At 66.4% G+C, this 26,721-nt stretch carries 38 protein-coding genes; 36 read left to right on the forward strand and 2 right to left on the reverse strand.

The genetic code is table 11. From position 1 onward, the window contains the following. The first annotated feature begins 125 nt into the window (after nucleotides 1–125). The 35 genes from rpsJ (at nucleotide 126) to glmM (ending at nucleotide 23,211) form a co-directional block, all read left to right on the forward strand. Nucleotides 126–434: a 30S ribosomal protein S10 gene (rpsJ, locus tag RF637_RS01775; RefSeq protein ID WP_003803825.1), complete on the forward strand. Its 309-nt coding sequence runs from the start codon at nucleotides 126–128 to the stop codon at nucleotides 432–434. Nucleotides 435–450: 16 nt separating this feature from the next. After that, on the forward strand, nucleotides 451–1,107 hold the full coding sequence (rplC, locus tag RF637_RS01780; RefSeq protein ID WP_035959743.1) for a 50S ribosomal protein L3: 657 nt from the start codon (nucleotides 451–453) through the stop codon (nucleotides 1,105–1,107). Between the two features lie 5 nt (nucleotides 1,108–1,112). Next, nucleotides 1,113–1,736, forward strand: coding sequence for a 50S ribosomal protein L4 (gene rplD / locus RF637_RS01785; protein ID WP_035959733.1), 624 nt, complete (start codon nucleotides 1,113–1,115; stop codon nucleotides 1,734–1,736). Beyond that, nucleotides 1,733–2,038, forward strand: a complete 306-nt coding sequence (gene rplW / locus RF637_RS01790) for a 50S ribosomal protein L23 (RefSeq protein ID WP_035959727.1) — start codon at nucleotides 1,733–1,735, stop codon at nucleotides 2,036–2,038. The genes rplD and rplW overlap by 4 nt, the downstream gene beginning before the upstream one ends. A gap of 31 nt (nucleotides 2,039–2,069) precedes the next feature. Beyond that, entirely contained in the window at nucleotides 2,070–2,909 is an 840-nt protein-coding gene (gene rplB, locus RF637_RS01795; RefSeq protein WP_035959718.1) for a 50S ribosomal protein L2, read from the forward strand. Between the two features lie 12 nt (nucleotides 2,910–2,921). Next, nucleotides 2,922–3,203 carry a 30S ribosomal protein S19 gene (rpsS, locus tag RF637_RS01800; protein WP_035959716.1) on the forward strand — a complete coding sequence of 94 codons (282 nt, stop codon included), beginning with the start codon at nucleotides 2,922–2,924 and terminating at the stop codon, nucleotides 3,201–3,203. A 53-nt stretch (nucleotides 3,204–3,256) separates the two neighbouring features. Further along, nucleotides 3,257–3,622 carry a 50S ribosomal protein L22 gene (rplV, locus tag RF637_RS01805; RefSeq protein WP_012397693.1) on the forward strand — a complete coding sequence of 122 codons (366 nt, stop codon included), beginning with the start codon at nucleotides 3,257–3,259 and terminating at the stop codon, nucleotides 3,620–3,622. Further along, entirely contained in the window at nucleotides 3,623–4,456 is an 834-nt protein-coding gene (rpsC, locus tag RF637_RS01810; RefSeq protein WP_085106408.1) for a 30S ribosomal protein S3, read from the forward strand. It begins immediately after the preceding gene. After that, complete coding sequence (gene rplP / locus RF637_RS01815; protein WP_085106409.1) at nucleotides 4,456–4,872, forward strand: 50S ribosomal protein L16; 417 nt, start codon at nucleotides 4,456–4,458, stop codon at nucleotides 4,870–4,872. The genes rpsC and rplP overlap by 1 nt, the downstream gene beginning before the upstream one ends. 3 nt (nucleotides 4,873–4,875) lie before the next feature. Beyond that, nucleotides 4,876–5,172 carry a 50S ribosomal protein L29 gene (gene rpmC, locus RF637_RS01820; protein WP_035959707.1) on the forward strand — a complete coding sequence of 99 codons (297 nt, stop codon included), beginning with the start codon at nucleotides 4,876–4,878 and terminating at the stop codon, nucleotides 5,170–5,172. Further along, entirely contained in the window at nucleotides 5,169–5,456 is a 288-nt protein-coding gene (gene rpsQ, locus RF637_RS01825) for a 30S ribosomal protein S17 (protein WP_368844003.1), read from the forward strand. The genes rpmC and rpsQ overlap by 4 nt, the downstream gene beginning before the upstream one ends. Nucleotides 5,457–6,009: 553 nt before the next feature. Next, complete coding sequence (rplN, locus tag RF637_RS01830; RefSeq protein WP_035959693.1) at nucleotides 6,010–6,378, forward strand: 50S ribosomal protein L14; 369 nt, start codon at nucleotides 6,010–6,012, stop codon at nucleotides 6,376–6,378. 1 nt (nucleotide 6,379) lies between these two features. Next, entirely contained in the window at nucleotides 6,380–6,718 is a 339-nt protein-coding gene (rplX, locus tag RF637_RS01835; RefSeq protein WP_035959685.1) for a 50S ribosomal protein L24, read from the forward strand. Continuing rightward, on the forward strand, nucleotides 6,718–7,287 hold the full coding sequence (gene rplE / locus RF637_RS01840; RefSeq protein WP_085106411.1) for a 50S ribosomal protein L5: 570 nt from the start codon (nucleotides 6,718–6,720) through the stop codon (nucleotides 7,285–7,287). Before rplX ends, rplE begins: the two co-directional genes overlap by 1 nt. Before the next feature lie 74 nt (nucleotides 7,288–7,361). Continuing rightward, nucleotides 7,362–7,760 (forward strand): 30S ribosomal protein S8, encoded by a 399-nt coding sequence (rpsH, locus tag RF637_RS01845; protein WP_035959672.1) that lies wholly within the window; start codon nucleotides 7,362–7,364, stop codon nucleotides 7,758–7,760. Nucleotides 7,761–7,791: 31 nt separating this feature from the next. Next, nucleotides 7,792–8,328, forward strand: coding sequence for a 50S ribosomal protein L6 (gene rplF / locus RF637_RS01850; RefSeq protein WP_064845209.1), 537 nt, complete (start codon nucleotides 7,792–7,794; stop codon nucleotides 8,326–8,328). A gap of 2 nt (nucleotides 8,329–8,330) precedes the next feature. Next, nucleotides 8,331–8,702, forward strand: a complete 372-nt coding sequence (gene rplR / locus RF637_RS01855; RefSeq protein WP_035959658.1) for a 50S ribosomal protein L18 — start codon at nucleotides 8,331–8,333, stop codon at nucleotides 8,700–8,702. After that, nucleotides 8,699–9,427, forward strand: coding sequence for a 30S ribosomal protein S5 (rpsE, locus tag RF637_RS01860; RefSeq protein WP_064845208.1), 729 nt, complete (start codon nucleotides 8,699–8,701; stop codon nucleotides 9,425–9,427). Before rplR ends, rpsE begins: the two co-directional genes overlap by 4 nt. Next, a complete protein-coding gene (gene rpmD, locus RF637_RS01865; protein WP_035959642.1) occupies nucleotides 9,427–9,633 on the forward strand; it encodes a 50S ribosomal protein L30 in 207 nt (68 codons plus the stop codon). Before rpsE ends, rpmD begins: the two co-directional genes overlap by 1 nt. Nucleotides 9,634–9,635: 2 nt before the next feature. Continuing rightward, a complete protein-coding gene (gene rplO / locus RF637_RS01870) occupies nucleotides 9,636–10,103 on the forward strand; it encodes a 50S ribosomal protein L15 (protein ID WP_064845207.1) in 468 nt (155 codons plus the stop codon). A gap of 230 nt (nucleotides 10,104–10,333) precedes the next feature. Beyond that, nucleotides 10,334–11,647, forward strand: coding sequence for a preprotein translocase subunit SecY (gene secY, locus RF637_RS01875; RefSeq protein ID WP_064847281.1), 1,314 nt, complete (start codon nucleotides 10,334–10,336; stop codon nucleotides 11,645–11,647). Between the two features lie 78 nt (nucleotides 11,648–11,725). Then, nucleotides 11,726–12,292, forward strand: coding sequence for an adenylate kinase (locus RF637_RS01880; RefSeq protein ID WP_064847280.1), 567 nt, complete (start codon nucleotides 11,726–11,728; stop codon nucleotides 12,290–12,292). A 153-nt stretch (nucleotides 12,293–12,445) separates the two neighbouring features. After that, a complete protein-coding gene (gene map / locus RF637_RS01885) occupies nucleotides 12,446–13,279 on the forward strand; it encodes a type I methionyl aminopeptidase (protein WP_082943453.1) in 834 nt (277 codons plus the stop codon). Nucleotides 13,280–13,378: 99 nt separating this feature from the next. Further along, nucleotides 13,379–14,527, forward strand: a complete 1,149-nt coding sequence (gene rlmN / locus RF637_RS01890; RefSeq protein ID WP_064847279.1) for a 23S rRNA (adenine(2503)-C(2))-methyltransferase RlmN — start codon at nucleotides 13,379–13,381, stop codon at nucleotides 14,525–14,527. Nucleotides 14,528–14,890: 363 nt separating this feature from the next. Next, entirely contained in the window at nucleotides 14,891–15,112 is a 222-nt protein-coding gene (gene infA, locus RF637_RS01895) for a translation initiation factor IF-1 (protein WP_012397711.1), read from the forward strand. 89 nt (nucleotides 15,113–15,201) lie between these two features. Then, entirely contained in the window at nucleotides 15,202–15,315 is a 114-nt protein-coding gene (rpmJ, locus tag RF637_RS01900; RefSeq protein ID WP_012397712.1) for a 50S ribosomal protein L36, read from the forward strand. A gap of 157 nt (nucleotides 15,316–15,472) precedes the next feature. Beyond that, entirely contained in the window at nucleotides 15,473–15,841 is a 369-nt protein-coding gene (gene rpsM, locus RF637_RS01905; RefSeq protein ID WP_035959599.1) for a 30S ribosomal protein S13, read from the forward strand. Nucleotides 15,842–15,900: 59 nt separating this feature from the next. Further along, on the forward strand, nucleotides 15,901–16,305 hold the full coding sequence (rpsK, locus tag RF637_RS01910; RefSeq protein ID WP_012397714.1) for a 30S ribosomal protein S11: 405 nt from the start codon (nucleotides 15,901–15,903) through the stop codon (nucleotides 16,303–16,305). A gap of 149 nt (nucleotides 16,306–16,454) precedes the next feature. Then, nucleotides 16,455–17,474, forward strand: coding sequence for a DNA-directed RNA polymerase subunit alpha (locus tag RF637_RS01915; RefSeq protein ID WP_064847278.1), 1,020 nt, complete (start codon nucleotides 16,455–16,457; stop codon nucleotides 17,472–17,474). 71 nt (nucleotides 17,475–17,545) lie between these two features. Beyond that, nucleotides 17,546–18,310: a 50S ribosomal protein L17 gene (gene rplQ / locus RF637_RS01920; protein WP_064847277.1), complete on the forward strand. Its 765-nt coding sequence runs from the start codon at nucleotides 17,546–17,548 to the stop codon at nucleotides 18,308–18,310. An 83-nt stretch (nucleotides 18,311–18,393) separates the two neighbouring features. Next, entirely contained in the window at nucleotides 18,394–19,374 is a 981-nt protein-coding gene (locus RF637_RS01925; protein ID WP_368844004.1) for a tRNA pseudouridine(38-40) synthase TruA, read from the forward strand. A gap of 237 nt (nucleotides 19,375–19,611) precedes the next feature. Then, on the forward strand, nucleotides 19,612–20,055 hold the full coding sequence (rplM, locus tag RF637_RS01930; protein ID WP_368844005.1) for a 50S ribosomal protein L13: 444 nt from the start codon (nucleotides 19,612–19,614) through the stop codon (nucleotides 20,053–20,055). A gap of 32 nt (nucleotides 20,056–20,087) precedes the next feature. Further along, nucleotides 20,088–20,588 carry a 30S ribosomal protein S9 gene (gene rpsI / locus RF637_RS01935; protein WP_098054376.1) on the forward strand — a complete coding sequence of 167 codons (501 nt, stop codon included), beginning with the start codon at nucleotides 20,088–20,090 and terminating at the stop codon, nucleotides 20,586–20,588. 184 nt (nucleotides 20,589–20,772) lie between these two features. Further along, complete coding sequence (ppk2, locus tag RF637_RS01940) at nucleotides 20,773–21,813, forward strand: polyphosphate kinase 2 (RefSeq protein ID WP_064847345.1); 1,041 nt, start codon at nucleotides 20,773–20,775, stop codon at nucleotides 21,811–21,813. A gap of 48 nt (nucleotides 21,814–21,861) precedes the next feature. After that, nucleotides 21,862–23,211 (forward strand): phosphoglucosamine mutase, encoded by a 1,350-nt coding sequence (gene glmM / locus RF637_RS01945; RefSeq protein WP_085106414.1) that lies wholly within the window; start codon nucleotides 21,862–21,864, stop codon nucleotides 23,209–23,211. Nucleotides 23,212–23,297: 86 nt separating this feature from the next. Here glmM and mscL read toward each other — a convergent pair whose 3' ends face one another. Both mscL and coaA read right to left on the reverse strand, forming a co-directional pair. Further along, entirely contained in the window at nucleotides 23,298–23,765 is a 468-nt protein-coding gene (mscL, locus tag RF637_RS01950) for a large conductance mechanosensitive channel protein MscL (protein WP_368844006.1), read from the reverse strand. 36 nt (nucleotides 23,766–23,801) lie between these two features. After that, complete coding sequence (coaA, locus tag RF637_RS01955) at nucleotides 23,802–24,758, reverse strand: type I pantothenate kinase (protein ID WP_084117926.1); 957 nt, start codon at nucleotides 24,756–24,758, stop codon at nucleotides 23,802–23,804. A 75-nt stretch (nucleotides 24,759–24,833) separates the two neighbouring features. On the opposite strand from coaA, the gene glmS reads away from it, so the two are divergent. Further along, nucleotides 24,834–26,717 (forward strand): glutamine--fructose-6-phosphate transaminase (isomerizing), encoded by a 1,884-nt coding sequence (glmS, locus tag RF637_RS01960; RefSeq protein ID WP_368844007.1) that lies wholly within the window; start codon nucleotides 24,834–24,836, stop codon nucleotides 26,715–26,717. Nucleotides 26,718–26,721: the final 4 nt, after the last annotated feature.

Consider the following 26,721-nt stretch of genomic DNA (forward strand, 5'->3'; position numbering starts at 1 on the left):
GACAGGGTGAGGAACCCGGAAGTTTCCGGATTCAGTCTGTGCGGGGTGGCGAGCACGATCGCCGAGCACAAGGAGTCCGCGGACTCCATACAGGGAAGTACTTGAAGAAAGAGAGTCACGACGCCATGGCGGGACAAAAAATCCGCATCCGGCTGAAGTCCTATGACCACGAGGTCATCGACGTCTCGGCCCGGAAGATCGTTGAGACGGTGACGCGCGCAGGCGCCACGGTGGTGGGACCCGTCCCGCTGCCCACCGAGAAGAATGTGTACTGCGTGATCCGCTCGCCGCACAAGTACAAGGACAGCCGTGAGCATTTCGAGATGCGCACCCACAAGCGGCTGATCGACATCATCGACCCCACGCCCAAGGCCGTCGACTCGCTCATGCGTCTCGACCTGCCCGCTGACGTGAACATCGAAATCAAGCTGTAAAAAGGATCGCACCCCAATGACTACCACTTTCGAACGCCAGGTGAAGGGCCTGCTGGGCACGAAGCTCGGCATGACCCAGGTCTGGGACGAGAACGGGAAGTTCGTGCCGGTGACCGTGGTCAAGGCCGACTCCAACGTCGTGACGCAGCTGCGCAACGAGGACAAGGACGGCTACAACGCCGTGCAGATCGGCTTCGGTGCGATCGATCCCCGCAAGGTGACCAAGCCACTGGCCGGTCACTTCGCCGCTGCAGGCGTGACGCCCCGTCGTCATGTCGTCGAACTTCGTACTTCCGACGCCGCTGAGTACGAGCTGGGACAGGAACTGTCCGTCGAGCTCTTCGAGGCTGGCGCCAAGGTCGACGTCGTCGGCACCACCAAGGGCAAGGGCACCGCGGGTGTCATGAAGCGCCACGGCTTCGCCGGTGTGGGCGCCTCCCACGGTGCACACAAGAACCACCGCAAGCCGGGTTCCATCGGCGGCGCATCGTACCCCGCTCGCGTGTTCAAGGGCATGCGCATGGCCGGCCGGATGGGCAACGCCCGTCACACGACCATGAACCTGACCGTGCACGCTGTCGACGCCGAGAACTCCCTGCTGCTCATCAAGGGCGCCCTGCCGGGCCCCAAGGGATCGGTCGTCCTCGTCCGTTCCACCGTGAAGGGAGCCTGATACTCATGGCAACTGAAACCGTCAACGTCGAGCTGCCCGCTGAGATCTTCGACGCCCAGACCAACGTGGCGCTGCTGCACCAGGTCGTCGTCGCACAGCTGGCCGCCGCCCGTCAGGGCACGCACAAGACCAAGACCCGCGCGGAGGTCTCCGGCGCCGGTCGCAAGCCGTTCAAGCAGAAGGGCACCGGCCGGGCTCGTCAGGGCTCCATCCGTGCCCCGCACATGACCGGCGGTGGCGTGGTGCACGGCCCCACGCCGCGTGACTACTCCCAGCGCACGCCCAAGAAGATGAAGGCTGCCGCCCTACGCGGTGCCCTCTCGGACAGGGCCCGTAACGGCCGCATCCACGTGGTCGCGGACCTGGTGAGCGGCGAGCAGCCGTCCACGAAGGCCGCCAAGGAGGCGCTGCGTTCGCTCACCGAGCGCAAGAACCTGCTCGTGGTGCTGAACCGTGGCGAGGACAACGCCGCGCTGTCCGTGCGCAACCTGGTCAACGTGCACGCCGTGTACGCCGATCAGCTCAACACGTACGACGTGCTCGTCTCGGACGACGTGGTCTTCACCAAGGCCGCTTACGACTCGTTCGTCGCAGCCGCGTCCGGTAGCAAGCAGGAGGACGCCAAGTGAGCGTTATCTACAACAAGGACCCGCGCGACGTCATCATCCGTCCCGTGGTCTCCGAGAAGTCCTACGGTCTGATCGACGAGGGCAAGTACACCTTCCAGGTGGCCCCCTCCGCCAACAAGACCGAGATCAAGTACGCGATCGAGCACATCTTCGGTGTCAAGGTCGCGTCCGTGAACACCCTCAACCGTCCCGGTAAGCGTAAGCGCACGCGCTTCGGCTGGGGACAGCGTAAGGCCACCAAGCGTGCCATCGTGTCCCTCCGGGAAGGCTCCATCGACATCTTCGGCGGTCCGCTCTCTTGAGCGGAGACCACTTTAACGAGGAACTCAAAACATGGCTATCCGTAAGCACAAGCCGACAACCCCGGGCCGTCGTGGCTCGTCGGTTGCGGACTTCGTAGAAATCACGCGCACCACGCCCGAGAAGTCCCTGGTGCGTCCGCTGCCCAAGAAGGGCGGTCGTAACAACACCGGCCGCATCACCACCCGTCACAAGGGTGGCGGGCACAAGCGCCAGTATCGCGTGATTGACTTCCGTCGTCACGACAAGGACGGCGTGGACGCGAAGGTCGCCCACATCGAGTACGACCCGAACCGTACGGCTCGGATCGCGCTGCTGCACTACGTGGACGGCACCAAGCGCTACATCATCGCGCCGAACCGCCTGCGTCAGGGCGACGTCGTGGAGTCTGGCCCCAACGCCGACATCAAGCCGGGCAACAACCTGCCGCTGCGCAACATCCCCGTGGGTACCGTGCTGCACGCGGTGGAGCTGCGTCCGGGTGGGGGAGCCAAGCTCGCCCGTTCCGCCGGCGCATCCGTGCAGCTGGTCGCCCGTGAGGGCAAGTACGGTCAGCTGCGCCTGCCCTCCGGTGAAATCCGCAACGTGGACGTGCGCTGCCGCGCGACCGTGGGCGAGGTCGGCAACGCCGAGCAGTCCAACATCAACTGGGGCAAGGCCGGACGTAACCGCTGGAAGGGCATCCGCCCGACCGTCCGCGGTGTGGTCATGAACCCCGTGGACCACCCGCACGGTGGTGGCGAGGGCAAGACCTCCGGTGGTCGTCACCCGGTCAACCCCAACGGTAAGCCCGAGGGACGCACCCGTCGCCCCAACAAGGAAAGCGACAAGCTCATCGTGCGTCGTCGTCGTACCGGCAAGAACAAGCGCTAAGGAGCCTGACTAATGCCACGCAGCCTCAAGAAGGGCCCTTTCGTTGATCAGCACCTCTTCGTGAAGGTCGCCAAGGAGAACGAGAAGGGCACCAAGAACGTCATCAAGACGTGGTCCCGCCGCTCGATGATCGTGCCCGACATGCTCGGACACACGATTGCCGTGCACGACGGACGCAAGCATGTCCCGGTGTTCATCACTGAGTCGATGGTCGGGCACAAGCTCGGCGAATTCGCCCCCACCCGCACGTTCCGCGGCCATGTGAAGGACGACAAGAAGGGCAAGCGTCGCTGACCCCTCGGGGTGAGCACGTTGCACTTCTTCGACAAGACGAGAGAAGGAAAGCAATGGAAGCCAAGGCATCTGCGCGCTACATCCGCGTGACGCCTATGAAGGCCCGGCGCGTCGTCAACCTGATTCGTGGCCAGCAGGCGAATGAGGCGTTGGCGATTCTGAAGTTTGCCCCGCAGGCAGCTTCAGAGCCGGTGTTCAAGGTTCTCGAATCCGCCGTGGCCAACGCCCGGCAGAAGGCCGACCGCGAGGGTCTCGCGTTCAAGCCGGAAGACCTCGTGGTCTCCGCGGCCTTCGTGGACGAGGGACCCACCATGAAGCGGTTCCAGCCGCGTGCCCAGGGCCGTGCGTTCCGCATCAACAAGCGCACGAGCCACGTGACCGTGGTCGTGGCGACCCCGGAGAAGGAGGAGGTCCGCTAAGTGGGACAGAAAATCAACCCCAACGGATTCCGTCTGGGTATCACCACCGACCACGTCTCGCACTGGTACGCGGACTCGAACCAGCCGGGTCAGCGCTACAAGGACTACATCCGCGAGGACGTGAAGATCCGCGAGCTCATGTCCACGGGCATGGAGCGCGCCGGCATCGCCAAGGTCGAGATCGAGCGCACCCGTGACCGCGTCCGCGTGGACATCCACACGGCGCGCCCGGGCATCGTGATCGGCCGCCGCGGCGCCGAGGCGGACCGGATCCGCGGTGAGCTCGAGAAGCTCACCGGCAAGCAGATCCAGCTCAACATCCTCGAGGTCAAGAACCCGGAGACCGATGCCCAGCTCGTCGCTCAGGGTGTCGCCGAGCAGCTGGCCTCCCGTGTCGCGTTCCGTCGCGCCATGAAGAAGGCCATCCAGTCCGCGCAGCGCGCCGGTGCCAAGGGCATCCGGATCCAGTGCGCCGGCCGCCTCGGTGGTGCGGAGATGTCCCGTTCGGAGTTCTACCGCGAAGGCCGTGTGCCCCTGCACACCCTGCGCGCGAACATCGACTACGGCTTCTTCGAGGCCAAGACCACCTTCGGCCGCATCGGCGTGAAGGTCTGGATCTACAAGGGCGACCTGACCGACAAGGAACTCGCTGCCCAGCAGGCCGCTGCTCCCTCCTCGCGGGGTCGCAACGACCGTCGCGGTGGCGGCGGGGGCGAGCGTCGTCGTCGCCCGAATGACCGTAACGACCGTGGTGGACGCCGTGAGCGCGACTCCGCCGCAGCCCCGCAGCAGAACACCGCTGCGGAGGCGACCAACGCAGAGGGTGGTAAGTAATGCTCATCCCACGTCGTGTGAAGTTCCGTAAGCAGCACCACCCGCGTCGTCGGGGTCAGGCCAAGGGCGGAACCCAGGTCACGTTCGGCGAGTGGGGCATCCAGGCGATGAGCCCGGCGTACGTCACGAACCGTCAGATCGAGGCCGCGCGTATTGCCATGACCCGTCACATCAAGCGTGGCGGCAAGGTCTGGATCAACATCTACCCGGACCGTCCCCTGACCAAGAAGCCCGCCGAGACCCGCATGGGTTCCGGTAAGGGTTCCCCCGAGTGGTGGATCGCCAACGTCAAGCCCGGACGCGTCATGTTCGAGATCTCGGGCGTGAGCGAGGAAGTGGCGCGTGAGGCGCTGCGCCTGGCCATCCACAAGCTCCCGATGAAGGCACGCATCGTGCGTCGCGAAGGCGGTGAATGATCAATGGCTATTGGATCCAAGGATCTGAACATGGAGAACCTCGCGGCTCTCGACACCGGTGCCCTCACCGACCAGCTGCGCAAGTCCAAGGAAGAGCTGTTCAACCTGCGCTTCCAGGCCGCGACCGGTCAGCTCGAGAGCAACGGGCGTCTCAAGTCCGTCAAGCGCGACATCGCCCGGATCTACACCGTGCTGCGTGAGCGCGAGCTCGGGATCCGCGAGGACGTGGCGCCGGCTGCTGAGAAGACCGAGAAGAAGGCCTCGAAGAAGGCTGCCAAGTCTGAGGATGATGCCAAGTGAGCGAGCAGGTTAACAACGAATCGGCCGCGGTCGAGCGCGGTGACCGCAAGACCCGCCAGGGCTACGTGGTCTCCGACAAGATGGACAAGACCGTGGTCGTCCAGGTCGAGGACCGCGTCAAGCACGCCCTGTACGGCAAGGTGCTGCGCAAGTCCAAGCGTGTGAAGGCCCACGACGAGCAGAACACCTGCGGCGTCGGGGACCTCGTGCGCATCGCCGAGACCCGTCCGCTGTCCGCCACCAAGAACTGGCGGATCGTGGAGATCATCGAGAAGGCCAAGTAAGTTCTCCTCGACAGCGTCAAGGGCCCCCGACCGGTTGCGGTCGGGGGCCCTTGCGCGTGCACGACGGCGCTGCCCGGCGCCGTGCCCGCGTCCACCCGCGCCCCGGCCGCCGGCCTGTCCATCGATTGGCGTTCCCCGCCGGGGCGCGGTAGAGTAGGCCGGTACGCGTGTCGACACACGTGTGCCCACTCTGACTTCGACCCTGCTGAGTCAGAATCCACGTCCGCCCCACGTGCGCTGTGCGCACCGTACCGGGACGGCGGCAAGCCCCACGGTGCGTCCGTGGGCGGCTCCGCGCATTGCACGCCGCGGTTGCTGCGACAACTTGCTCGTTGATTCTGCATTCAGCCACGAATCCGAGCAGGGCAGCACGGCGAACCCGTTCGCCATCCATGTGTGAGCGATCATCGCGTACGAACTCCGCGCACGCCCCGGACCCCTCCTACGGTCACGGGGAACACCGTGGCGTGGAGCGTTCACACGACCACCGTTCCGCAAGGCTCGGCATTCAGCACCATCGGATGAGAACCAGCGCGACGACAGGAGTAAATCAGTGATTCAGCAGGAATCGCGGCTGAGGGTCGCCGACAACACGGGTGCGAAGGAAATTCTCACCATCCGTGTGCTCGGTGGATCCGGACGCCGTTACGCAGGCATTGGCGACATCATTGTCGCCACCGTCAAGGACGCCATCCCCGGCGGCAACGTCAAGAAGGGTGACGTCGTCAAGGCGGTTGTGGTCCGTACCAAGAAGCAGAGGCGCCGTCCCGACGGTTCCTACATCCGTTTCGACGAGAACGCCGCAGTGATCTTGAAGAACGACGGGGACCCCCGCGGCACGCGCATCTTCGGCCCCGTGGGCCGTGAGCTGCGCGACAAGAAGTTCATGAAGATCGTCTCGCTGGCCCCGGAGGTGCTCTGACATGGCGAAATTCAAGATCAAGACCGGCGACCTGGTTCAGGTCATCACCGGTAAGAACAAGGGCGAGCAGGGCAAGGTCCTGCGCGTGATCACCGAGACCTCCCGCGTGGTGGTCGAGGGCGTCAACGTCGTGACCAAGCACAAGCGCGCCAACGCCCAGGGCGAAGCCGGCGGCCTCGTCAAGTCCGAGGCTCCGATCCACATCTCCAACGTGATGCTCGTGGACCCGGAGACCGGCAAGCCGACCCGTGTGGGCTACCGCACCGAGACCGTGGAGCGCAACGGCAAGCAGAAGACCGTCCGCGTTCGCGTGTCCAAGAGCACCGGCAAGGATCTGTGATGAGCGAAACCACCGAAACCAAGTTCACCCCCCGGTTCAAGACCAAGTACCAGGAGACCGTCGTCCCGGCCCTGCAGGAGCAGTTCGGCTACGCGAACGTCATGCAGATGCCGCGCGTCGTCAAGGTCGTGGTCAACATGGGTCTGGGCGAGGCGGCCAAGGACTCCAAGCTGGTGGACAACGCCATCAAGGACCTCACCGCCATCACCGGTCAGAAGCCCGTGGTCAACCGGGCCAAGAAGTCCATCGCGCAGTTCAAGCTGCGTGAGGGAATGCCCATCGGCGCGCACGTCACCATGCGTGGCGAGCGGATGTGGGAATTCCTGGACCGTCTCGTCACGCTCGCGTTGCCGCGTATCCGTGACTTCCGTGGTCTGTCCGACCGTCACTTCGACGGCAACGGCAACTACACCTTCGGTCTGACGGAACAGTCCATGTTCCACGAGATCGATCAGGACAAGATCGATCGCGTGCGCGGTATGGACATCACCGTGGTCACCTCCGCCACGACCGACGACGAGGGTCGCGCGCTGCTCAAGGCGCTCGGTTTCCCGTTCAAAACCAACTGATTCCATCGACGTCAGAAGGTCCCTGCGGGCTGCAACCGGCAGGGAAACCCTGACGAGGAAGGGCTGAAGCCCACATGACAATGACAGATCCCGTCGCAGACATGCTGACGCGGCTGCGCAACGCGAACTCGGCCTACCACGACACCGTGAGCATGCCGTACTCCAAGCTCAAGGCTCGGATCGCGGACATCCTCAAGGCCGAGGGCTACATCGCCGACTGGTCCGAAGAACCCGCACGGGTGGGCAAGACCCTGACCCTGTCGCTGAAGTTCGGTTCCAACCGTGAGCGCTCGATCGCCGGTGTCCGCCGCATCTCCAAGCCGGGCCTGCGCGTGTACGCGAAGTCCACCGAGCTGCCCCGTGTGTTCGGCGGCCTCGGCATCGCGATCCTCTCCACGTCCTCCGGGCTGCTGACCGACAAGCAGGCCGGTAAGAAGGGCGTGGGCGGGGAAGTCCTCGCGTACGTCTGGTAACCGGTAGCACAGAAGAAGAAAGGAAGAAGACATGTCACGTATTGGACGTCTCCCGATCTCTGTGCCCGCCGGTGTGGAGGTCTCAGTGGACGGTTCCGTGGTGCAGGTCAAGGGCCCCAAGGGCGAACTGACCCACACCGTGCCCGCGCCCATCACCGTGGTCGTCGAGGACGGCACCGTGCAGGTGTCCCGCCCCAACGACGAGCGCGAATCCCGTTCCTTGCACGGCCTGACGCGCACCCTGATTTCCAACATGATCCAGGGTGTCTCGCAGGGCTACGCCAAGCAGCTGGAGATCGTGGGCACGGGTTACCGTGTCCAGGCCAGGGGTGCCAACCTGGAGTTCGCTCTGGGTTACAGCCACCCGGTGCCCTTCAACGCTCCGGACGGCATCACGCTGTCCGTCGAGGGCGCCAACAAGGTCACCGTTTCCGGTATCGACAAGCAGCAGGTTGGCCAGGTCGCCGCGAAGATCCGCTCCCTGCGTCTGCCCGATCCCTACAAGGGCAAGGGCGTGCGCTACGCCGGCGAGCAGATCCGCCGCAAGGCCGGAAAGGCTGGTAAGTAATCATGGCTCTCGTAATCAAGGGAAAGTCGAAGGCTGCTCAGCGGGCACGGCGTCACCGCCGCGTGCGCAAGCACATCGCCGGAACCGCGCTGCGCCCCCGTCTGGTGGTCACGCGTTCCACCCGCCATATGGTCGCCCAGGTGATCGACGACGACAAGGGCTTCACCCTGGTCTCGGCGTCCACCATGGAAAGCGATCTGCGTGCGTCGTCCGACGACAAGACCGCCAAGGCCAAGCGCATCGGTGAGCTGATCGCCGAGCGTGCCAAGGCTGCGGGGATCGAGACCGTCGTGTTCGACCGCGGCGGCAACAAGTACCACGGCCGCGTGGCCGCGGTGGCCGAGGGTGCCCGTGAAGGAGGTCTGGCGCTGTGAGCGAGCAGAAGAACGAGAAGGAAACTCAGGTGAGCGAAGCCACCAACGGTTCCAACACGACGACCGAGGCGAACACCTCGGAGCGCCAGGGGACCGACGAGAACCGCGGTGGCCGCGGCGGTCGTAACGACCGTGGCGGTCGCAACGAGCGCGGTGGCCGCAACGACCGTGGTGGTCGTGGGGGCCGCGGCGGGCGCGACGACGACAAGGACAAGTTCCTCGAGCGCGTCGTGACCATCAACCGTGTGTCCAAGGTCGTCAAGGGTGGTCGTCGCTTCAGCTTCACCGCTCTCGTGGTCGTCGGTGACGGCAACGGCATGGTCGGCGTGGGCTACGGCAAGGCCAAGGAAGTTCCCGCCGCGATCTCCAAGGGCGTGGAGGAGGCCAAGAAGAACTTCTTCCGGGTCCCCCGCGTGGAGAACCGCACCATCCCGCACCGTGTGCAGGGTGAGGCCGCGGCTGGCGTCGTCATGCTGCGCCCGGCGACCCCGGGTACCGGTGTGATCGCCGGTGGTCCGGTGCGTGCGGTGCTCGAGTGCGCCGGTATCCACGACGTGCTGTCCAAGTCCCTGGGCTCGTCCAACCAGATCAACATCGTGCACGCGACCATCCAGGCGCTGCGTGAGCTCGAGGAGCCCGCCTCCGTGGCGGCCCGCCGTGGCCTGCCCATGGACGAGGTCGTTCCCGCGCCGTTGCTGCGTGACATCCAGAAGGCAGGTGCCTGATGAACGGAAAGCGCATTCAGGCCACCGGCGCGTCCCTGCGCGTGAAGCAGGTCCGCTCCGTGGTCGGTCAGAAGCAGAACATGCGCGACACGCTGCGTTCGCTCGGTCTCAAGCGTCCGGGCCAGGTCGTGGAGCGCAAGGCCGATGCCGCCACCGTGGGCATGATCAACACGGTGTCGCATCTCGTAGAGGTTGAGGAGGCCTGAGCATGGCTGAAAACACCGAGAGCAAGCGCCACGCTCTGAAGGTCCACCACCTGCGTCCCGCCCCCGGCTCGCACCAGGCCAAGACGCGTCTTGGCCGTGGCGAGGCCTCGAAGGGTAAGACCGCGGGCCGTGGTACCAAGGGCACCAAGGCGCGTTACCAGGTCAAGGCCGGTTTCGCGGGCGGTCAGCTGCCGCTGCACATGCGCCTGCCCAAGCTGCGCGGGTTCAAGAACCCGTTCCGCGTGGAGTACCAGGTCGTGAACTTGGACCGCCTGGGCGAGCTGTTCCCCGAGGGTGGCACGGTCACCGTCGCGGACCTGGTCGCCAAGGGTGCGGTGCGCAAGAACCAGCCCGTGAAGGTGCTCGGTAGCGGGGAGATCTCCGTGGCACTGAACATCACCGCGGACAAGTTCTCCGCGTCCGCGTCGGAGAAGATCGCCGCGGCTGGTGGGTCCACGCAGAACGCATGAACCGATCCCAGTGTTCGGTTGTAGGGTGAATCCCTGAACTGGAACGGGCCCCGCGCCGGATTGCCGGCGCGGGGCCCGTTGCGTTACCCCCACGACGACGCCCGGACCGCGTCGCCCGAATCGCTTTACCAGGATGTCGCAAGACCGACCGCCGGGGTCGCGGCGGATCCTTCGCTAGACTTGCCCGGGGTCGGAACCCACCGGGCCACCACGTTTTTGGAGGAGGACCTGTGCTCAGTGCTTTCGCACGGGCGTTTACCACGCCGGAGCTGCGCAACAAGCTGCTGTTCACACTGGGGATCATTGTGATCTACCGGTTGGGGACGTTCATCCCCGCACCGGGTGTGGACTACGGCAACGTGCAGCAGTGTCTCGCCCTGGGCAACACCACGGGTGGCGCGTACGACCTGGTCAACCTGTTCAGCGGTGGGGCCCTGTTGCAGCTGTCCATCTTCGCGCTGGGTGTGATGCCCTACATCACCGCGAGCATCATCGTGCAGTTGCTGCGCGTGGTGATCCCGCGGTTCCAGGAACTGCACGAGGAGGGTGCGCAGGGGCAGACCAAGCTCACGCAGTACACCCGCTACCTCACGATCGGGCTGGCCGCGTTGAACGCGACCACCGTGATCTCCCTGGCGCGTTCGGGCAACCTGCTCGGCAACTGCCCCCTGCCCGTCATCCCGGACGACTCCCTCTTGGTGCTCGTGATCATGATCCTCACGATGACCGCGGGCACCACCGTGATCATGTGGCTCGGTGAGCGCATCACGGACCGCGGCGTGGGTAACGGCATGTCCCTGCTGATCTTCACCTCCATTGCGGCCACGTTCCCGTCCGCGCTCGGTGACATCCTGCGCACCCGCGGTTGGGGCCTGTTCCTGGGCGTGTGTGCCGTGGGACTGGTGGTCATCACATGCGTGGTGTTCGTGGAGCAGTCGCAGCGCCGGATCCCGGTGCAGTACGCCAAGCGCATGGTGGGCCGCCGCACCATCGGCGGGACCAGCACCTACATCCCGCTCAAGGTCAACATGGCCGGCGTGATCCCCATCATCTTCGCGTCCTCCATGCTCATGCTGCCCACGATGATCGCGCAGTTCGCGATGCCCGACGACGGCAGCCCCGTTCCGGGGTGGGTCAACTGGGTCAACACGTACCTGGCCCGCGGTGACCACCCGATCTATATGACGGTCTACTTCCTGCTGATCGTGGCCTTCACGTACTTCTACGTGTCCATCACGTTCAACCCCGAAGAGGTCTCCGACAACATGAAGCGCTACGGCGGCTTCATCCCGGGGATCCGCGCGGGCCGTCCCACCGAGAACTACCTGCGCTACGTGCTCTCCCGGATTACGCTGCCCGGTGCGCTGTACCTGGGCATCGTGTCCATGATCCCGCTCGTGGCGCTCGTGCTCTTCGACGCGAACCAGAACTTCCCCTTCGGCGGCCCGTCGCTGCTGATCATGGTGGGCGTGGGTCTGGACACCGTCAAGCAGATCGACGCCCAGTTGCAACAGCGCCACTACGAGGGTCTGCTGCGCACCTGAGCCCGTGCACGGCCACGGCAGGCTGGTCCACCGCCCGGTAGAGTGGGGGAGAACCTGACGTTGACGCAAGGAGAGAACATGACCCGCATGTTGATCATTGGACCGCCGGGCGCGGGCAAGGGCACCCAGGCCGCGCGGATCTGCGAGCGACTAGGGGTTCCCGCCATCTCGACCGGTGACATCTTTCGCGCCAACATCAAGGAACAGACCGAACTCGGCAAGGAAGCCCAGCGCTACACGGACGCCGGGAACCTGGTCCCGGATTCCGTGACCAACAACATGGTGCGTGACCGGTTGTCGCACGACGACGTCCGCGACGGCTTCCTGCTGGACGGGTACCCGCGCACCGTGGCCCAGGTCCGTGAACTGGACCGGATCCTCGAGGCCAACGGGGTCTCCCTGGACGTGGTGCTGCTGCTTACCGCGGACAACGAGGAACTCGTCTCCCGGTTGTTGGGCCGCGCCCAGGACCAGGGCCGCACGGACGACACCGAGGACGTCATCCGGCACCGTCTGGACGTCTACGACGAGCAGACCGCACCGGTCGTGGAGCTGTACGAGGACCGGGGCATCGTCACGCGCGTGGACGGACTCGGCGGCATCGACGAGGTCACCGAGCGCATCCTGGCGGCATTGCCCGCCTGAGCCGCAATCCACACGAACGGCGCCGCTCGGCCGCGGCCGGGGGCGCGCCGTCGAACACCAGAACCATCACGAGCCCCCAGATCGGCGCGACGCGTCGGTCCGGGGGCTCGCCCGTCAGACGAACATCAACCATCAGGGGAGGTCCCGAGCACCGTGTTCGGACGCCGCAAGATCCAATTGAAGTCGGACGCCGAGTTGGCGGCCATGTCCCGGGCGGGCGTGGTCACGTCACTCGCGCTCGACGCCGCGGTCGCGGCCGCCGTCCCCGGGGCCACCACCGCGGACCTCGACCGTGCATTCCGCGAGGTCCTGGACGAGTACGACGCGCAGTCCAACTTCCTGGGCTACTACGGCTACCCGGCCACGGTGTGCACCTCCGTCAACGACGAGGTCGTGCACGGAATCCCCGGGCAGCGCGTCTTGGCGGACGGTGACATCGTATCGATCGACGGCGGTGCGATCGTGGCCGGTTGGCACGGGGACTCCGCGCGCACCGTGCTCGTGGGGACGACCCACGACCCCGCCGACCAGGAACTGTCGGACGTCACGCGTGCGGCCATGTGGCGCGGCATCGCCGCGATGGCCACCGGTACCCACGTGGGGGACATCGGCCGCGCGGTCGAGGACCACGTGCGGGACACCGTGGGCGGGCGTCTCGGGATCCTCGAGGACTACGTGGGCCACGGCATCGGCACCGAGATGCACATGGCCCCGGACGTCCCCAACTACGCGGTCAGCAATCGCGGGCCCAAACTCGTCACGGGCATGGCGCTGGCCATCGAACCGATGCTCGTGCGCGGCGGGATCGAGACCCGCGTGCTCGAGGACGAATGGACGGTCGTGACCACGGACGGCTCGCGCGCGAGCCAGTGGGAGCACACCGTGTGCCGCCACAGCCAGGGCGTGTGGGTGCTCACCGCGGAGGACGGTGGCCGCTCCGAACTCGAACCCTTGGGGGTCCGCCCGGTCCCGATCCCCGCCGCCTGACGGCCTGCCGCCGCAGGTCCGATCGTCACAGCTCGTCCCGCAACGTCCACCCGACCCCTGACACCACAGAACCACCCCGAGAACAGGGAGAGGATTCCCATGACGGCACAACCCGTTGAGATCACCCCGAAACCCAAGACCGGCCAGCTCGTGTTCAAGCCCGCGCGGCGCGGCAAGCCCCCGCTGCACCTCGCGGACTTCGACATGGCCGGGCGCAAGCAGTTCCTACAGGACGCGGGCTACCCCGCGTTCCGGGCGTCGCAGCTGTCCAAGCACTACTTCGAGCGCTTCGAGGCGGACCCCGCGGCCATGACGGATCTGCCCGCCGCCCAGCGGGACGAGCTCGCGGCCAAGGCCCTGCCGCCGCTGTTGACCACCGTGCGGCAATTGCGCGCGGACCAGGGGATGACCGTCAAGTCCGTCCACCGGTTGTTCGACGGCGCCATGGTCGAGTCGGTACTCATGCGCTACGACAAGCGCGTGACCATGTGCATTTCGTCCCAGGCGGGGTGCGGGATGAACTGCCCGTTCTGTGCGACCGGCCAGTCCGGCCTCACACGCAACCTCTCCGCCGCCGAGATCGCCGATCAAGTGGTCCAGGGTGTGCGGGCGCTGCGCGACGGCGTGGTGGGGGACCCGGAGGACGTGCCCCAGCGGGTGTCCAACATCGTGTTCATGGGCATGGGGGAGGCCCTGGCCAACTACAAGGCCACCATGGGCGCCGTACATCGGATCATCGACCCCTCCCCGGAAGGACTCGGGATCTCCGCGCGCGGGCTCACCATGTCCACCGTGGGTCTGGTTCCCGGGATCCGCAAGTTCACCCTCGAGAAGCTGCCCATCACGCTGGCGCTGTCCCTGCACGCCCCGGACGACGAACTGCGCGACGAACTGATCCCCATCAACACCCGCTGGAAGGTGGACGAGGCGCTCGACGCCGCGCGCGACTACTACGACGCCACCGGCCGGCGCGTGTCGATCGAGTACGCGCTGATCCGTGACATCAACGACCAGGGCTGGCGGGCGGACCTGCTGGGGGAGAAGCTCAACAAGCGTGGTGCCGGGTGGGTACACGTGAACCCCATCCCGCTCAACCCCACCCCCGGCTCCAAGTGGACGGCCTCGCGCCGTGGCGTGGAGCAGAACTTCGTGGAGCGCCTGCGCGCCCACGGCATCCCCACCACGGTGCGGGACACTCGCGGCTCCGACATCGACGGCGCGTGCGGCCAGTTGGCCACGGACGTCTGAGCCGGCGCGCGCTCACCCGCGTCGTGAGGGGTGGGCCCAGCGAACGGGCGGCCCGGTGTCGGCCGACGGGACCAGGCTCACGGACTATCGGGACCACACTCACGGAAGAGCACCACCGCGGTGCTGGGGGCTGACGGCGGGGCAGCGCGGCGGCGTCGTGGCGCTGCCCTCCAGCTTGCGAAGACGGGCGAAACAGCGTAGTGTCGTGCGTTGGTTGTTTGTGCTCGCAGACCGAGCCGCGCCCACCCATCCCATGACCCCCACTGCGAATCGTAGTGCGGGGTTGTTCGTCTGGGGGGACTACCGGTCCGGGCACCGCCGTCCGGTAGGACAACCGGACCCCTCGAGAAGTTAGCGGAGGATATGGCCAAGAAAGACGGAGTCATCGAGATCGAAGGCACTGTGGTCGAGGCACTGCCCAATGCGTCGTTCCGTGTTGAGCTGACCAACGGTCACAAGGTGCTCGCCCACATCTCTGGCAAGATGCGCCAGCACTACATCCGGATCCTCCCTGAGGACCGCGTCGTGGTGGAGCTCAGCCCCTATGACCTTTCCCGAGGCCGGATCGTCTACCGCTACAAGTAAGACCCAGAACCACCGCGCACGGCCGGTACCCCCGGCCCGGGCGCGGTGTCTCCGGTGCACACGCCATTACTAGTACGCGAAGGAATGCGATGAAGGTCCAACCGAGCGTCAAGCAGATCTGCGACAAGTGCAAGGTGATTCGCCGTAACGGGCGGGTCATGGTGATCTGCGAGAACCCCCGGCACAAGCAGCGCCAGGGCTGACGGGGACGCCCCCACGCAAGTGGATTGACAGAACGGGCACTGCAGCCGGCACCCACGGGTGCGGCAACCCCCGGCACGGAGGCCGGAGACCGGATGTGACGAAACATCCGGGACGCAGTGTTCAAGACCTCCGGACAGTACAAGGAGAACCGCCGACATGGCTCGTCTCGCAGGCGTCGACCTCCCCCGCGAAAAGCGGCTGGAAATCGCGCTGACCTACATCTACGGCGTGGGACGCACGCGCGCTCTCGCAACCCTGGATGCCACCGGCATCTCGGGCGACGTGCGCGTCAAGGATCTCACCGACGCCCAGCTCGTGGAGCTGCGCGACTACATCGAAGGCAACTACAAGGTCGAAGGTGATCTGCGCCGCGAGGTTGCCGCCGACATCCGCCGAAAGGTCGAGATCGGCAGCTACCAGGGACTGCGTCACCGCCGTGGCCTCCCGGTCCACGGCCAGCGCACGAAGACCAACGCTCGCACCCGCAAGGGTCCCAAGCGCACGGTCGCCGGCAAGAAGAAGTAATCGTGGTCGCCACCGCCGCCGGTGGCTGATCTACGTCGAAGATCTTTGTAGGAGAATTCATGGCTCAGAAGACTCGCGCGACGGCTGCTCGCAAGCCGCGTCGCAAGGTTAACAAGAACGTGACGCAGGGTCAGGCCCACATCAAGTCCACGTTCAACAACACCATCGTTTCCATCACCGACCCCTCGGGTGCGGTCCTGTCGTGGGCCTCGGCCGGCGGCATGGGCTTCAAGGGTTCGCGGAAGTCCACCCCGTTCGCCGCGCAGCAGGCCGCCGAGGCCGCTGCCAAGGGCGCGCAGGAGCACGGCATGCGCAAGGTGGACGTGTTCGTCAAGGGCCCCGGTTCGGGCCGCGAGACCGCGATCCGCGCACTGCAGGCCACCGGGTTGGAGGTCGGGTCCATCCAGGACGTCACCCCGTCCGCGCACAACGGCTGCCGGCCCCCCAAGCGCCGCCGCGTCTGACACGTCCCGCGTGGTCGCCCGTGCCCCCTGGGTGCGGGTGACCACGCTTCGACGCGGTGTTTCACGCCTGCTCACCGCGGCACCCACCCATTTTGTTTTCCACCACCTGCGTGCGTCATATGGCGGAGGCACGCTGAAAGGAAACATCAGTGCTCATCGCACAGCGCCCCACCCTCACGGAAGAGGCTGTGGCCGAGAACCGTTCCCGGTTCGTGATCGAACCGCTGGAACCGGGTTTCGGTTACACCCTCGGTAACTCCCTGCGCCGTACGCTCCTGTCCTCCATCCCCGGGGCCTCCGTGACCAGCATCCGCATCGACGGTGTGCTGCACGAGTTCTCCACCGTGGAGGGTGTCAAAGAGGACGTCACCGAGCTCATTCTCAACATCAAGAAACTCTCCCTGTCCTCCGAGGAGGACGAGCCTGTCACCGCGTGGCTGCGCAAGCAGGGCCCGGGCGAGGTCACCGCGGCGGACATCTCCGCCCCGGCCGGTGTCGAGGTCCACAACCCCGATCTGCACATCGCGACCTTGAATTCCAAGGGCCAGCTCGAGATCGAGCTGACCATCGAGCGCGGGCGCGGTTACGTCTCGGCGTCGCAGAACAAGTCGGGTGACGCGGAAGTCGGTCGGATCCCCGTGGATTCCATCTACTCCCCCGTCCTGAAGGTGACCTTCCGCGTGGAGGCCACCCGTGTGGAACAGCGCACCGACTTCGACAAGCTCATCCTGGACGTCGAGACCAAGGAAGCCATCTCCCCGCGTGACGCGGTGGCTTCGGCGGGCACCACGCTGGTCGAGCTGTTCGGCCTGGCGCGCGAGCTGAACTCGGCCGCCGAGGGCATCGAGATCGGGCCTTCGCCCACGGACGCCGCGGCTGCCGCGGACATGGCGTTGCCCATCGAGGACCTCGAGCTGTCCGTGCGTTCGTACAACTGCCTCAAGCGCGAGGGCATCCACAGCGTGGGTGAACTCGTGGGCCGCTCCGAAGCGGACCTCATGGACATCCGCAACTTCGGTGCCAAGTCCATCGATGAAGTCAAGGAGAAGCTCGGTGAGCTCGGTCTGGCCCTGAAGGATTCCCCTCCGGGTTACGACCTCGCCGCCCACGCGGCGTCGCTCGAGGACGAGGACGAGAACAACAACCCGTTCGACGTCGATCTCGACTGACGCCCACACCACTTTCCGTGCCCCGCGGCCGCTGAGCGGACCGCACGGGCCCGATCATCAGGAGACCTACTATGCCTACCCCTACCAAGGGACCCCGTCTCGGCGCCGGGCCGACCCACCAGCGCATGATCCTCTCGAACCTGTCGCAGCAGCTGTTCGAGCACAAGCGCATCACCACCACCGTGACCAAGGCCAAGCGCCTGCGTCCCGTGGCCGAGCGCCTGATCACGTTCGCCAAGCGCGGTGACCTCGCGGCCCGCCGTCGCGTCATGCGTCAGCTGACCGACAAGTCCGTGGTGCACGAGCTGTTCACCAGCATCGCGCCCGCCATGGAAGGCCGCGACGGCGGGTACACCCGCATCACCAAGATCGGCAACCGCAAGGGCGACAACGCCCCCATGGCCGTGATCGAGCTCGTCATGGAGCCCGTGGCCAAGCGGGAGACCGTGGCCGAGGCCGAGCGCGCCACGACCAAGGCCGCCGCCGAGCCCGCCGCTCCCGTGGACACCCCCGCCGGTTCTACCGCCGAGGACGTCAAGAAGAACGAGATCCCCGCCGAAGAGCAGGCTCCGGCCATTGGCTCCGAGGAGGCCGCCGAGGTCGCCGAGGAGAACCAGGACGCCGAGTTCGCCGGTTCCCACGCGCCGCTCGAGTCCGGCGAGGCCCCCGAAGGCTTCACCGTCAAGGGCAACCGCAACTCCATGAAGTACCACGTGCCCGGTTCGCGCTGGTACTCCGGCACGACCGCCGAGATCTGGTTCGACTCCCCGGCCAATGCCGAGGCAGCCGGCTTCCAGCCCGCCGGCGGTGCCGCCGCCCAGAAGATCTCCGAGTGATCGGGACTTCTGAGTAGCACGACCGTCACGACGCCGCCGCAGGTTCCTGCGGCGGCGTCGTCGTCCTCGGGAGGAACGCACAGATGACGGGGGAGACCCTCAGACTGCGGGTGGAACTGGGCTACGACGGCGCCCCGTTCAAGGGCTGGGCCCGGCAACCCGGGCTGCCGAGCGTGCAGGGCGCGCTCGAGGACGCGCTCGAGCTGATCTTCCGCGCGCCGTGCGCCACGGTCGTGGCCGGGCGCACGGACACGGGTGTGCATGCGCGTCGGCAGACCGTCCACGTGGACGTTCCCGCGCCGTTGTGGGCCCGGTTCGCGTGCTCGCGTCCCCGCGGGCCCCTGGCAAGTGATGCCGACACCGGCGATCTCAGCGCAGGCGGTCCCGCCGACGTGCAGGACGTCGCGGCCCGCAATGCCGCCGCCGCGGGGCTCACGCGCAAGCTCAACGGCGCCCTCAACCGGGTCCTGGGTAAGGACCGTGCGGCCCACGGCTGGGACCCCGCCGTGGGTGCGATCGTGGTGCGCGACGTCGCCGTGGCCCCCGAGGGCTTCGACGCCCGGTTCTCCGCGCTCTCCCGCGGCTACACGTACCGCGTGGCGGACGCCGTGACCGGTCACGACCCCCTGACGCGCACGTTCTCGTGGTGGGTCCCCTGGCACCTCGACGTGCCCGCGATGGACCGGGCCGTGCGCGAACTGCTGGGGCTGCACGACTTCCTGAGCTTCTGCAAACCCCGCGAGGGCGCCACCACGATCCGTGACCTGCAGCGCGCGGGCGTGCACCGCGACGAGAGCGGCATGATCACGATCGCCCTGCAGGCGGATGCCTTCTGCCACCACATGGTGCGCTGCATTGTGGGCGCGGTGGTCCGCGTGGGGGAGGGGCGGTACGACGCCGCGTGGCCGGGTCAGCGGCTGCGCGCCCGGGTCCGGGACGCGAACGTCCTCATGGCACCCGCGCACGGTCTCGTCCTTGATGCCGTGCGCTATCCCGACCCATCCCAGCTCGCCGAACGCGCCCGGCTCACGCGCGCTCGGCGCCCCGCCCACCACGACGAATAGCGCCCCACGACTGGCGGGGCGGGCGGTGATCCGGTAATATGGAATGCTGTTGTGCGTGTTCTGCCCCGGTTCACGTGTACCCGCATCGGTCGCTCATGTTGCAGAGCGCAGGGCCGTGCGGTGCACCGGGTTGTGGACGCACGGATGCCGCCCGGATCTCACCCGGGCCCCGAAGCACAGCGGAACCATCGGACACGAGCATTCGTGTCATCAGCAGACAAACGAAGGCAGATCAACGTGCGTACGTACACTCCGAAGCCCGGTGACGTCCAGCGTCAGTGGCACGTCATCGACGCCACCGACGTCGTCCTGGGTCGTCTTGCCAGCCAGACCGCAACACTGCTGCGCGGGAAGCACAAGCCGACCTTCGCTCCCCACGTGGACACCGGCGATTTCGTCATTATCATCAACGCGGAAAAGGTCGCCCTCACGGGTGCCAAGCTCGAGAAGAAGCGCGCCTACCGCCACTCCGGCTACCCGGGTGGGCTCAAGTCCACCAGCTACGCCGAGCTGCTCGCGAAGAACCCCACGCGCGCCGTGGAGAAGGCCGTCAAGGGCATGCTGCCCAAGAACAAGCTGGCCGCCCAGCAGCTGTCCAAGCTGAAGGTCTACGCCGGCGCCGAGCACCCGCACCAGGCCCAGCAGCCCAAGCCCTACGAATTCACCCAGGTCGCCCAGTAATTCGGGCCAACGAATAACACATAAGGAGAATCGTGGCTCAGAACACTGAAGAGCAGATCACCGAGGACGTGGAGCTGACCAGCTACACCTCCGAGTCCACCGAGCCCGTCGCCGGTGCCGCACTGTCCGACCGCCCCGCCCTGACCGTCTCCGGCCAGGCCGTGGGCCGCCGCAAGCAGGCCATCGCCCGCGTGCGCGTGGTCCCCGGTTCCGGGCAGTGGACCGTCAACGGTCGCAGCCTCGAGGAGTACTTCCCCAACAAGCTGCACCAGCAGGAGGTCAACGACCCCTTCCGCCTGCTCGAACTGCAGGGCGCGTACGACGTCATCGCCCGCATCAGCGGCGGCGGCCCCTCCGGCCAGGCCGGTGCGCTGCGCCTCGGCGTGGCCCGCGCGCTCAACGAGATCGACGCCGAGCACAACCGCCCCGCCCTCAAGAAGGCCGGCTTCCTGACTCGTGACGCCCGCGTCATCGAGCGCAAGAAGGCAGGCCTCAAGAAGGCCCGCAAGGCTCCCCAGTACTCCAAGCGCTAAAACGAGGCAGCCCAAGCCTCGGCCGGGCGTTTTCGTGCAGGGTCCCGTTCCTCGGTTTCGGCCGGGGAACGGGACCCTGTTTCGTTGCCCGGGCGTTGCCATGCGGCCACCTGCCGCGGTGACGGACGTAACATGAAGGTGTGGAGCGAGGTCGCTCCCGCCGTACCGTCGAGAGAGGGCCCGTATGAGCAAGCAGTCGGAGCAGAAGTCGGGGAACGCCGTCGTCGAGGAGCAGCAGGCCGAGACGGAACAGCGCACAGAGCAGCGGGTGGCGGTGGACGAGGCCCTCAAGAAGGAACAGCACCGGGTCTCCGTGGTGGAGGACTACGCGGCCGAACTCGACGAGATCGCGGAGCTCGGGAAGAAACTCAGCGACGCGAGCGGGGCGGAACCGTCCACCGCGTGGAAACTGGGCTACCCGTACGACGAGAAGCTGCCTCGCAAGGACTACGAGCGCACCAAGCGGGCCCTGCAGATCGAACTGCTCAAGCTGCAGTTGTGGATCAAGGAGACCGGCCAGAAGCTGCTCATCATCTTCGAGGGCCGGGACGCCGCGGGCAAGGGCGGGGCGATCAAGCGGTTCACGGAGCACCTGAACCCCCGTGGTGCGCGGGTCGTGGCGCTCGAGAAGCCCACGGACATCGAGCAGACGCAATGGTACTTCCAGCGCTACGTCAAGCACCTGCCGTCCGGTGGAGAGATCGTGCTGATGGACCGCTCGTGGTACAACCGGGCGGGTGTGGAACGGGTTATGGGCTACTGCACGTCCCAGCAGTATTACGAGTTCATGCGTCAGGCGCCGGAGTTCGAACGGATGCTCGTGAACTCGGACACGCACCTGATCAAGTTCTGGTTCTCCGTGACGCGCGCGGAGCAGCTCGCGCGGTTCCAGTCCCGCCGGACGGACCCGGTGCGGCAGTGGAAGCTCTCGCCCACGGACGTGGCATCCCTGGACAAGTGGGACGACTACACGGAGGCCAAGGAGGCCATGTTCTTCTACACGGACACGGGGGACGCCCCGTGGACCGTGATCAAGTCCAATGACAAGAAACGCGCGCGGCTCGAGGCCATGCGCTACGTCCTCACGCAGTTCGACTACCCCAACAAGGACCACTCCGTGGTGGGCACGCCGGACACCAAGATCGTGGGTGGGGCGGCGGATCTCACGGAGGACAGCAACGAGAACCCGGACGGTTTCCCGGTGGTCCGGCCTGGAAAGGGCTGAGTCGAATGCGCAGGGTTTGCGCGGGCGTCGGTCGTAAGATGACTCTCGATGTCTAGAATCTTTGGAACGGACGGCGTTCGCGGTCTCGCGAACGGCCTCCTCACAGCAGAACTTGCCATGGAGCTGTCCCAGGCGGCGGCGATCGTCCTGGGCCACGGCCACGCGGAGGCCGGGAAGCGACCCACCGCCGTCGTGGCACGGGACGGGCGCGCGAGCGGGGAGTTCCTCGGCGCGGCCGTGATCGCGGGTCTCGCGAGCTCCGGCGTGGACGTCTACGACGCCGGGATGCTGCCCACGCCGGCAGCCGCCTACCTGGTGGGGGACATCGACGCCGATTTCGGCGTGATGATCTCCGCGTCCCACAACCCCGCGCCGGACAACGGCATTAAGTTCCTGGCGCACGGGGGCAAGAAACTGCCGGACGCGATCGAGGACACTATCCAGGAGGTCTACGAGGCCAAGGATTTCCGCCGCCCCACGGGTGCGGAAGTGGGCCGCGTGACCCGCTTGTCGGACGCCGAGGACCGCTACATCCTGCACCTGGTCGGTGCCATCCCGCACCGTCTGGACGGGCTGTCGATCGTGCTCGACTGCGCGAACGGCGCGGCGTCCGGCGCCTCACCGGACGCGTTCCGCGATGCCGGTGCCAAGGTGCACGTGATCGGTGCGGAACCGGACGGGCTGAACATCAACGACGGCGTGGGCTCCACCCACCTGGGTCCGCTCAAGCAGGCCGTGCGTGAGCTGGGCGCGGATCTGGGCATCGCACACGACGGCGACGCAGATCGCTGCCTGGCCGTGGACCACACCGGCACGGAGGTGGACGGCGACCAGATCATGTGCATCCTTGCCATGGCCATGAAGGACGCGGGCAGGCTCAACCAGAACACGCTCGTGGCCACGGTCATGAGCAACCTGGGTCTGCAACTGGCACTGGACGAGGCCGGGATCCAGCTCGTGCGCGCCTCCGTGGGGGACCGCTACGTCCTGGAATCCATGGTGGCCAACGGCTACAACCTGGGTGGCGAACAGTCCGGGCACGTGATCATGGCGGATTACGCGACCACCGGTGACGGTCTGCTCACGGGTCTGATGCTCGCCTCACGGGTGGCTCAGACGGGCATGCCGTTGCAGGAGCTCGCCAAGTCCATGACGCGCATGCCCCAGGTGATGATCAACGTCAAGGGCGTGGACAAGGCGGCGGCCAAAACGAGCGAACCGGTGCTCGACGCCGTCGCCCGCACGGAGGAGCGGCTCGGCAGCGAGGGCCGGGTGCTGTTACGCCCCTCCGGCACCGAACCCGTGGTACGGGTCATGGTGGAGGCGGCTTCGCAGGACATCGCCCAGCGCGAGGCGGAAGAGCTCGTGTCCGTGGTGGAACAGCACCTCAGCCTGTAGCGTCACCGTACGGACCAACGGCGAGGCCCCGCACCGGAAGTGGTGCGGGGCCTCGCCGTTTCCTGACGTCGAAGGGGCGGTGGGGGTCAGCGGATCGTTCCTCCGGTGGTACCGGGCTGTCCCGAGAGGCCGGTCTGCGTGCCGTCCGTGCGCAGCGCGTCGGCGTTGTGCCCGGTGAGCGCGTCGCGGATCTCGGTGAGCAGCACGGTGTTGGGATCGGCCGGCTCATCGGTGGGCTCGATGCCCAGCCGGCGGTTGCGGCGTTCGATCATCTTGTTCATGGGCAGCACGATGCAGAAGTACACGGCGGCGGCGATGAGCAGGAAGTTCACGATCGCGGTCAGCAGCACACCGAACTTGACCTGGTTGCCGTTGAACGTGAGGGCGGCGAAATTGTCGAAGTTGGGCGAACCGACGAGTCCCGAGATAGCGGGCATGAGGACGTTCTCGACGAGAGCATTGACGATCTTGGAGAAGGCGGCGCCGATGATCACGGCAACGGCCAGATCCATCACGTTGCCCTTCATGATGAATTCTTTGAAACCACTGAGCATGGCGCTCGTCGTACCGTGAAAACGGGCCTGAAAATATCAGTTCTTTCGCAGCAGCACCCTGCGGATCTTGTGATCGTGGTCTTTGGAGAGGATCAGCCGGGCGCGGCCGCGTGTGGGGCGCACGTTCTGCTCCAGGTTAGGTTCGTTGATCCGCCGCCAGATGTCCGTGGCCACGTCCTGTGCCTGCTCGTCCGTGAGGTCCGCGTAGCGGTGGAAGTAGGACTCGGGGTCCGAGAACGCGGAGGAGCGCAGGGCCTGGAAGCGCTCCACGTACCAGCGTTCGATGTCCTGGGTGCGGGCGTCCACGTAGATGCTGAAGTCGAAGAAATCGCTCAGCGCGAGCGCGGTGCGTTTGCCGCTCTCCAGCTTCGCGGGCGCGAGCACGTTCAGGCCTTCCACGATCACGACGTCGGGGCGGGTCACTACCACTTCCTCGTCCGGGAGGATGTCGTAGGTGACGTGGGAGTACTTGGGGGCACGCACCTCGGGGGCGCCGGACTTGATCTCGGAGACGAAGCGCAGCAGCCCGCGCCGGTCGTAGGACTCGGGGAAGCCCTTGCGGTCCATGAGTCCACGCCGTCGTAGTTCGGCGTTGGGGTAGAGGAAACCGTCTGTGGTCACGAGCTGCACGTTCGGGGTGGACGGCCAGCGGGCCAGCATCTCGCGCAGCAAGCGGGCCGTGGTGGACTTACCCGCCGCCACGGACCCGGCGATCCCGATCACGAACGGGGTGCGCGCGTGATGCTCGCCCAGGAACGAGTTGGTGGCGGCATTGAGCTGCGTGGAGGACATGTCGTACAGCGTGAGCAACCGCGAAAGGGGCAGATAGACCTCGCGGACCTCGTCCACGTCCAACCGGTCACCGAGACCGCGCAGGTTCTCGATCTCCTGCGCGGTGAGCGGGACGTCGATCTCGTGCGAAAGCCTGGACCAGGTCTGACGATCCAACTCCACGAAAGGGGAGACGCGGTGGGTTATGGGCTGTGTGCTCATGCTCGGACCAGTGTAGGCCCGGGCCCCCTCCCGCAAGGCATTAGAGCGCGTAGCGTTTCCGGTACAGTATTTTTCATGTGTGGAATTGTGGGATATGTGGGCTCGAATCGTGCTGACGGGCGACAGCACGGTGCGCTCGAGGTGATCCTCGAGGGGCTTCGTCGACTGGAATACCGCGGGTACGACTCCGCGGGCGTCGCAGTGATCGCCGACGGTGCGGTGGAGTACCGCAAGAAGGCCGGGAAGCTGAGCAACCTGATCGGTGAGCTCGAAGCGTACCCCCTGCCGGAATCGAACATCGGGATCGGCCACACCCGCTGGGCCACCCACGGAGGCCCCTCCGACGTCAACGCGCACCCCCACGTGGTCGACGGCGGCAAGCTGGCCATGATCCACAACGGGATCATCGAGAACTTCAGCGAGATCAAGCGCGAACTCAGCGCCCAGGGCGAGAGTTTCACGTCCGAGACGGACACCGAGGTCGCCGCGGTGCTGCTGGCCCGTACGTACAACGCGCAGGGCGCGGACGAGAAGGACCTCACCGTGGCCATGCAGGACACGTGCCGCCGCCTCGAGGGGGCGTTCACGCTGCTGGCCGTTCATGCGGACCACCCGGACCGCGTGGTCGCTGCGCGCCGCAACTCGCCGCTCGTGATCGGGCTGGGCGACGGCGAGAACTTTCTGGGCTCGGACGTCTCCGGTTTCATCGACTACACCAAGCGGGCCGTGGAGATGGGCCAGGACCAGATCGTGACCATCACCGCAGACGACTACACGATCGTGGACTTCCACGGCAACGCCGCCGAGGGCAAGCCCTTCGACATCGAGTGGGACGCCGCCGCCGCGGAGAAGGACGGCTACCCGTCCTTCATGGAGAAGGAGATCCACGACCAGCCCGCCGCCGTGGGCGACACCCTGCTGGGCCGCCTGGACGAGAACGGCCGGCTCACGCTGGACGAGATCAAGATCGACGAGACCGTGCTGCGCTCGATCGACAAGATCGTGGTGATCGCATGCGGTACCGCAGCATACGCCGGGCAGGTCGCGCGCTACGCGATCGAGCACTGGTGCCGGATCCCCACCGAGGTGGAGCTCGCGCACGAGTTCCGTTACCGCGATCCGATCGTGAACGAGAAGACCCTGGTGGTCGCGGTCTCCCAGTCCGGCGAGACCATGGACACCCTCATGGCCGTGCGTCACGCGCAGGAACAGGGCGCCAAGGTCGTGGCGATCTGCAACACGAACGGTTCCACAATCCCGCGCGAGGCGGACGCCGTGCTCTACACGCACGCGGGTCCCGAGATCGCGGTGGCCTCCACCAAGGCGTTCCTCGCCCAGATCACCGCGGCGTACCTGCTGGGCCTGTACCTGGCCCAGTTGCGCGGCAACAAGTTCAAGGACGAGATCTCCACCATGTTGGCCGAGCTTGAGGCCATGCCCGCCAAGATCCAGCGCGTGCTGGACGAGGTGGAGCCGCAGGTCAAGGAACTCGCGACCGGGATGAAGGACGCCGGATCCGTGCTGTTCCTGGGTCGTCACGTGGGCTTCCCCGTGGCCATGGAGGGCGCCCTGAAGCTCAAGGAGATCGCGTACATCCACGCGGAGGGCTTCGCCGCCGGTGAGCTAAAGCACGGGCCGATCGCGCTGATCGACCAGGGCCAGCCCGTGTTCGTGATCGTCCCCTCGCCCAACGGCCGGGACTCGCTGCACGCCAAGGTGGTCTCCAACATCCAGGAGATCCGCGCTCGCGGTGCCGAGACCATCGTGATCGCTGAGGAGGGCGACGACGCTGTGCGCGAGTTCGCCAACCACGTCTTCTACGTCCCCGAGGCGCCCACGCTGCTGCAGCCGTTGCTGGCCACGGTGCCGCTGCAGATCTTCGCGTGCGAACTCGCCGGGGCCAAGGGCTACGACGTGGACCAGCCGCGCAACCTGGCCAAGTCCGTGACCGTGGAGTAATCAT

Origin of the sequence: Kocuria sp. CPCC 204721, from assembly GCF_040980945.1 — a bacterium.
Classification (GTDB): Bacteria; Actinomycetota; Actinomycetes; order Actinomycetales; family Micrococcaceae; genus Kocuria; species Kocuria marina.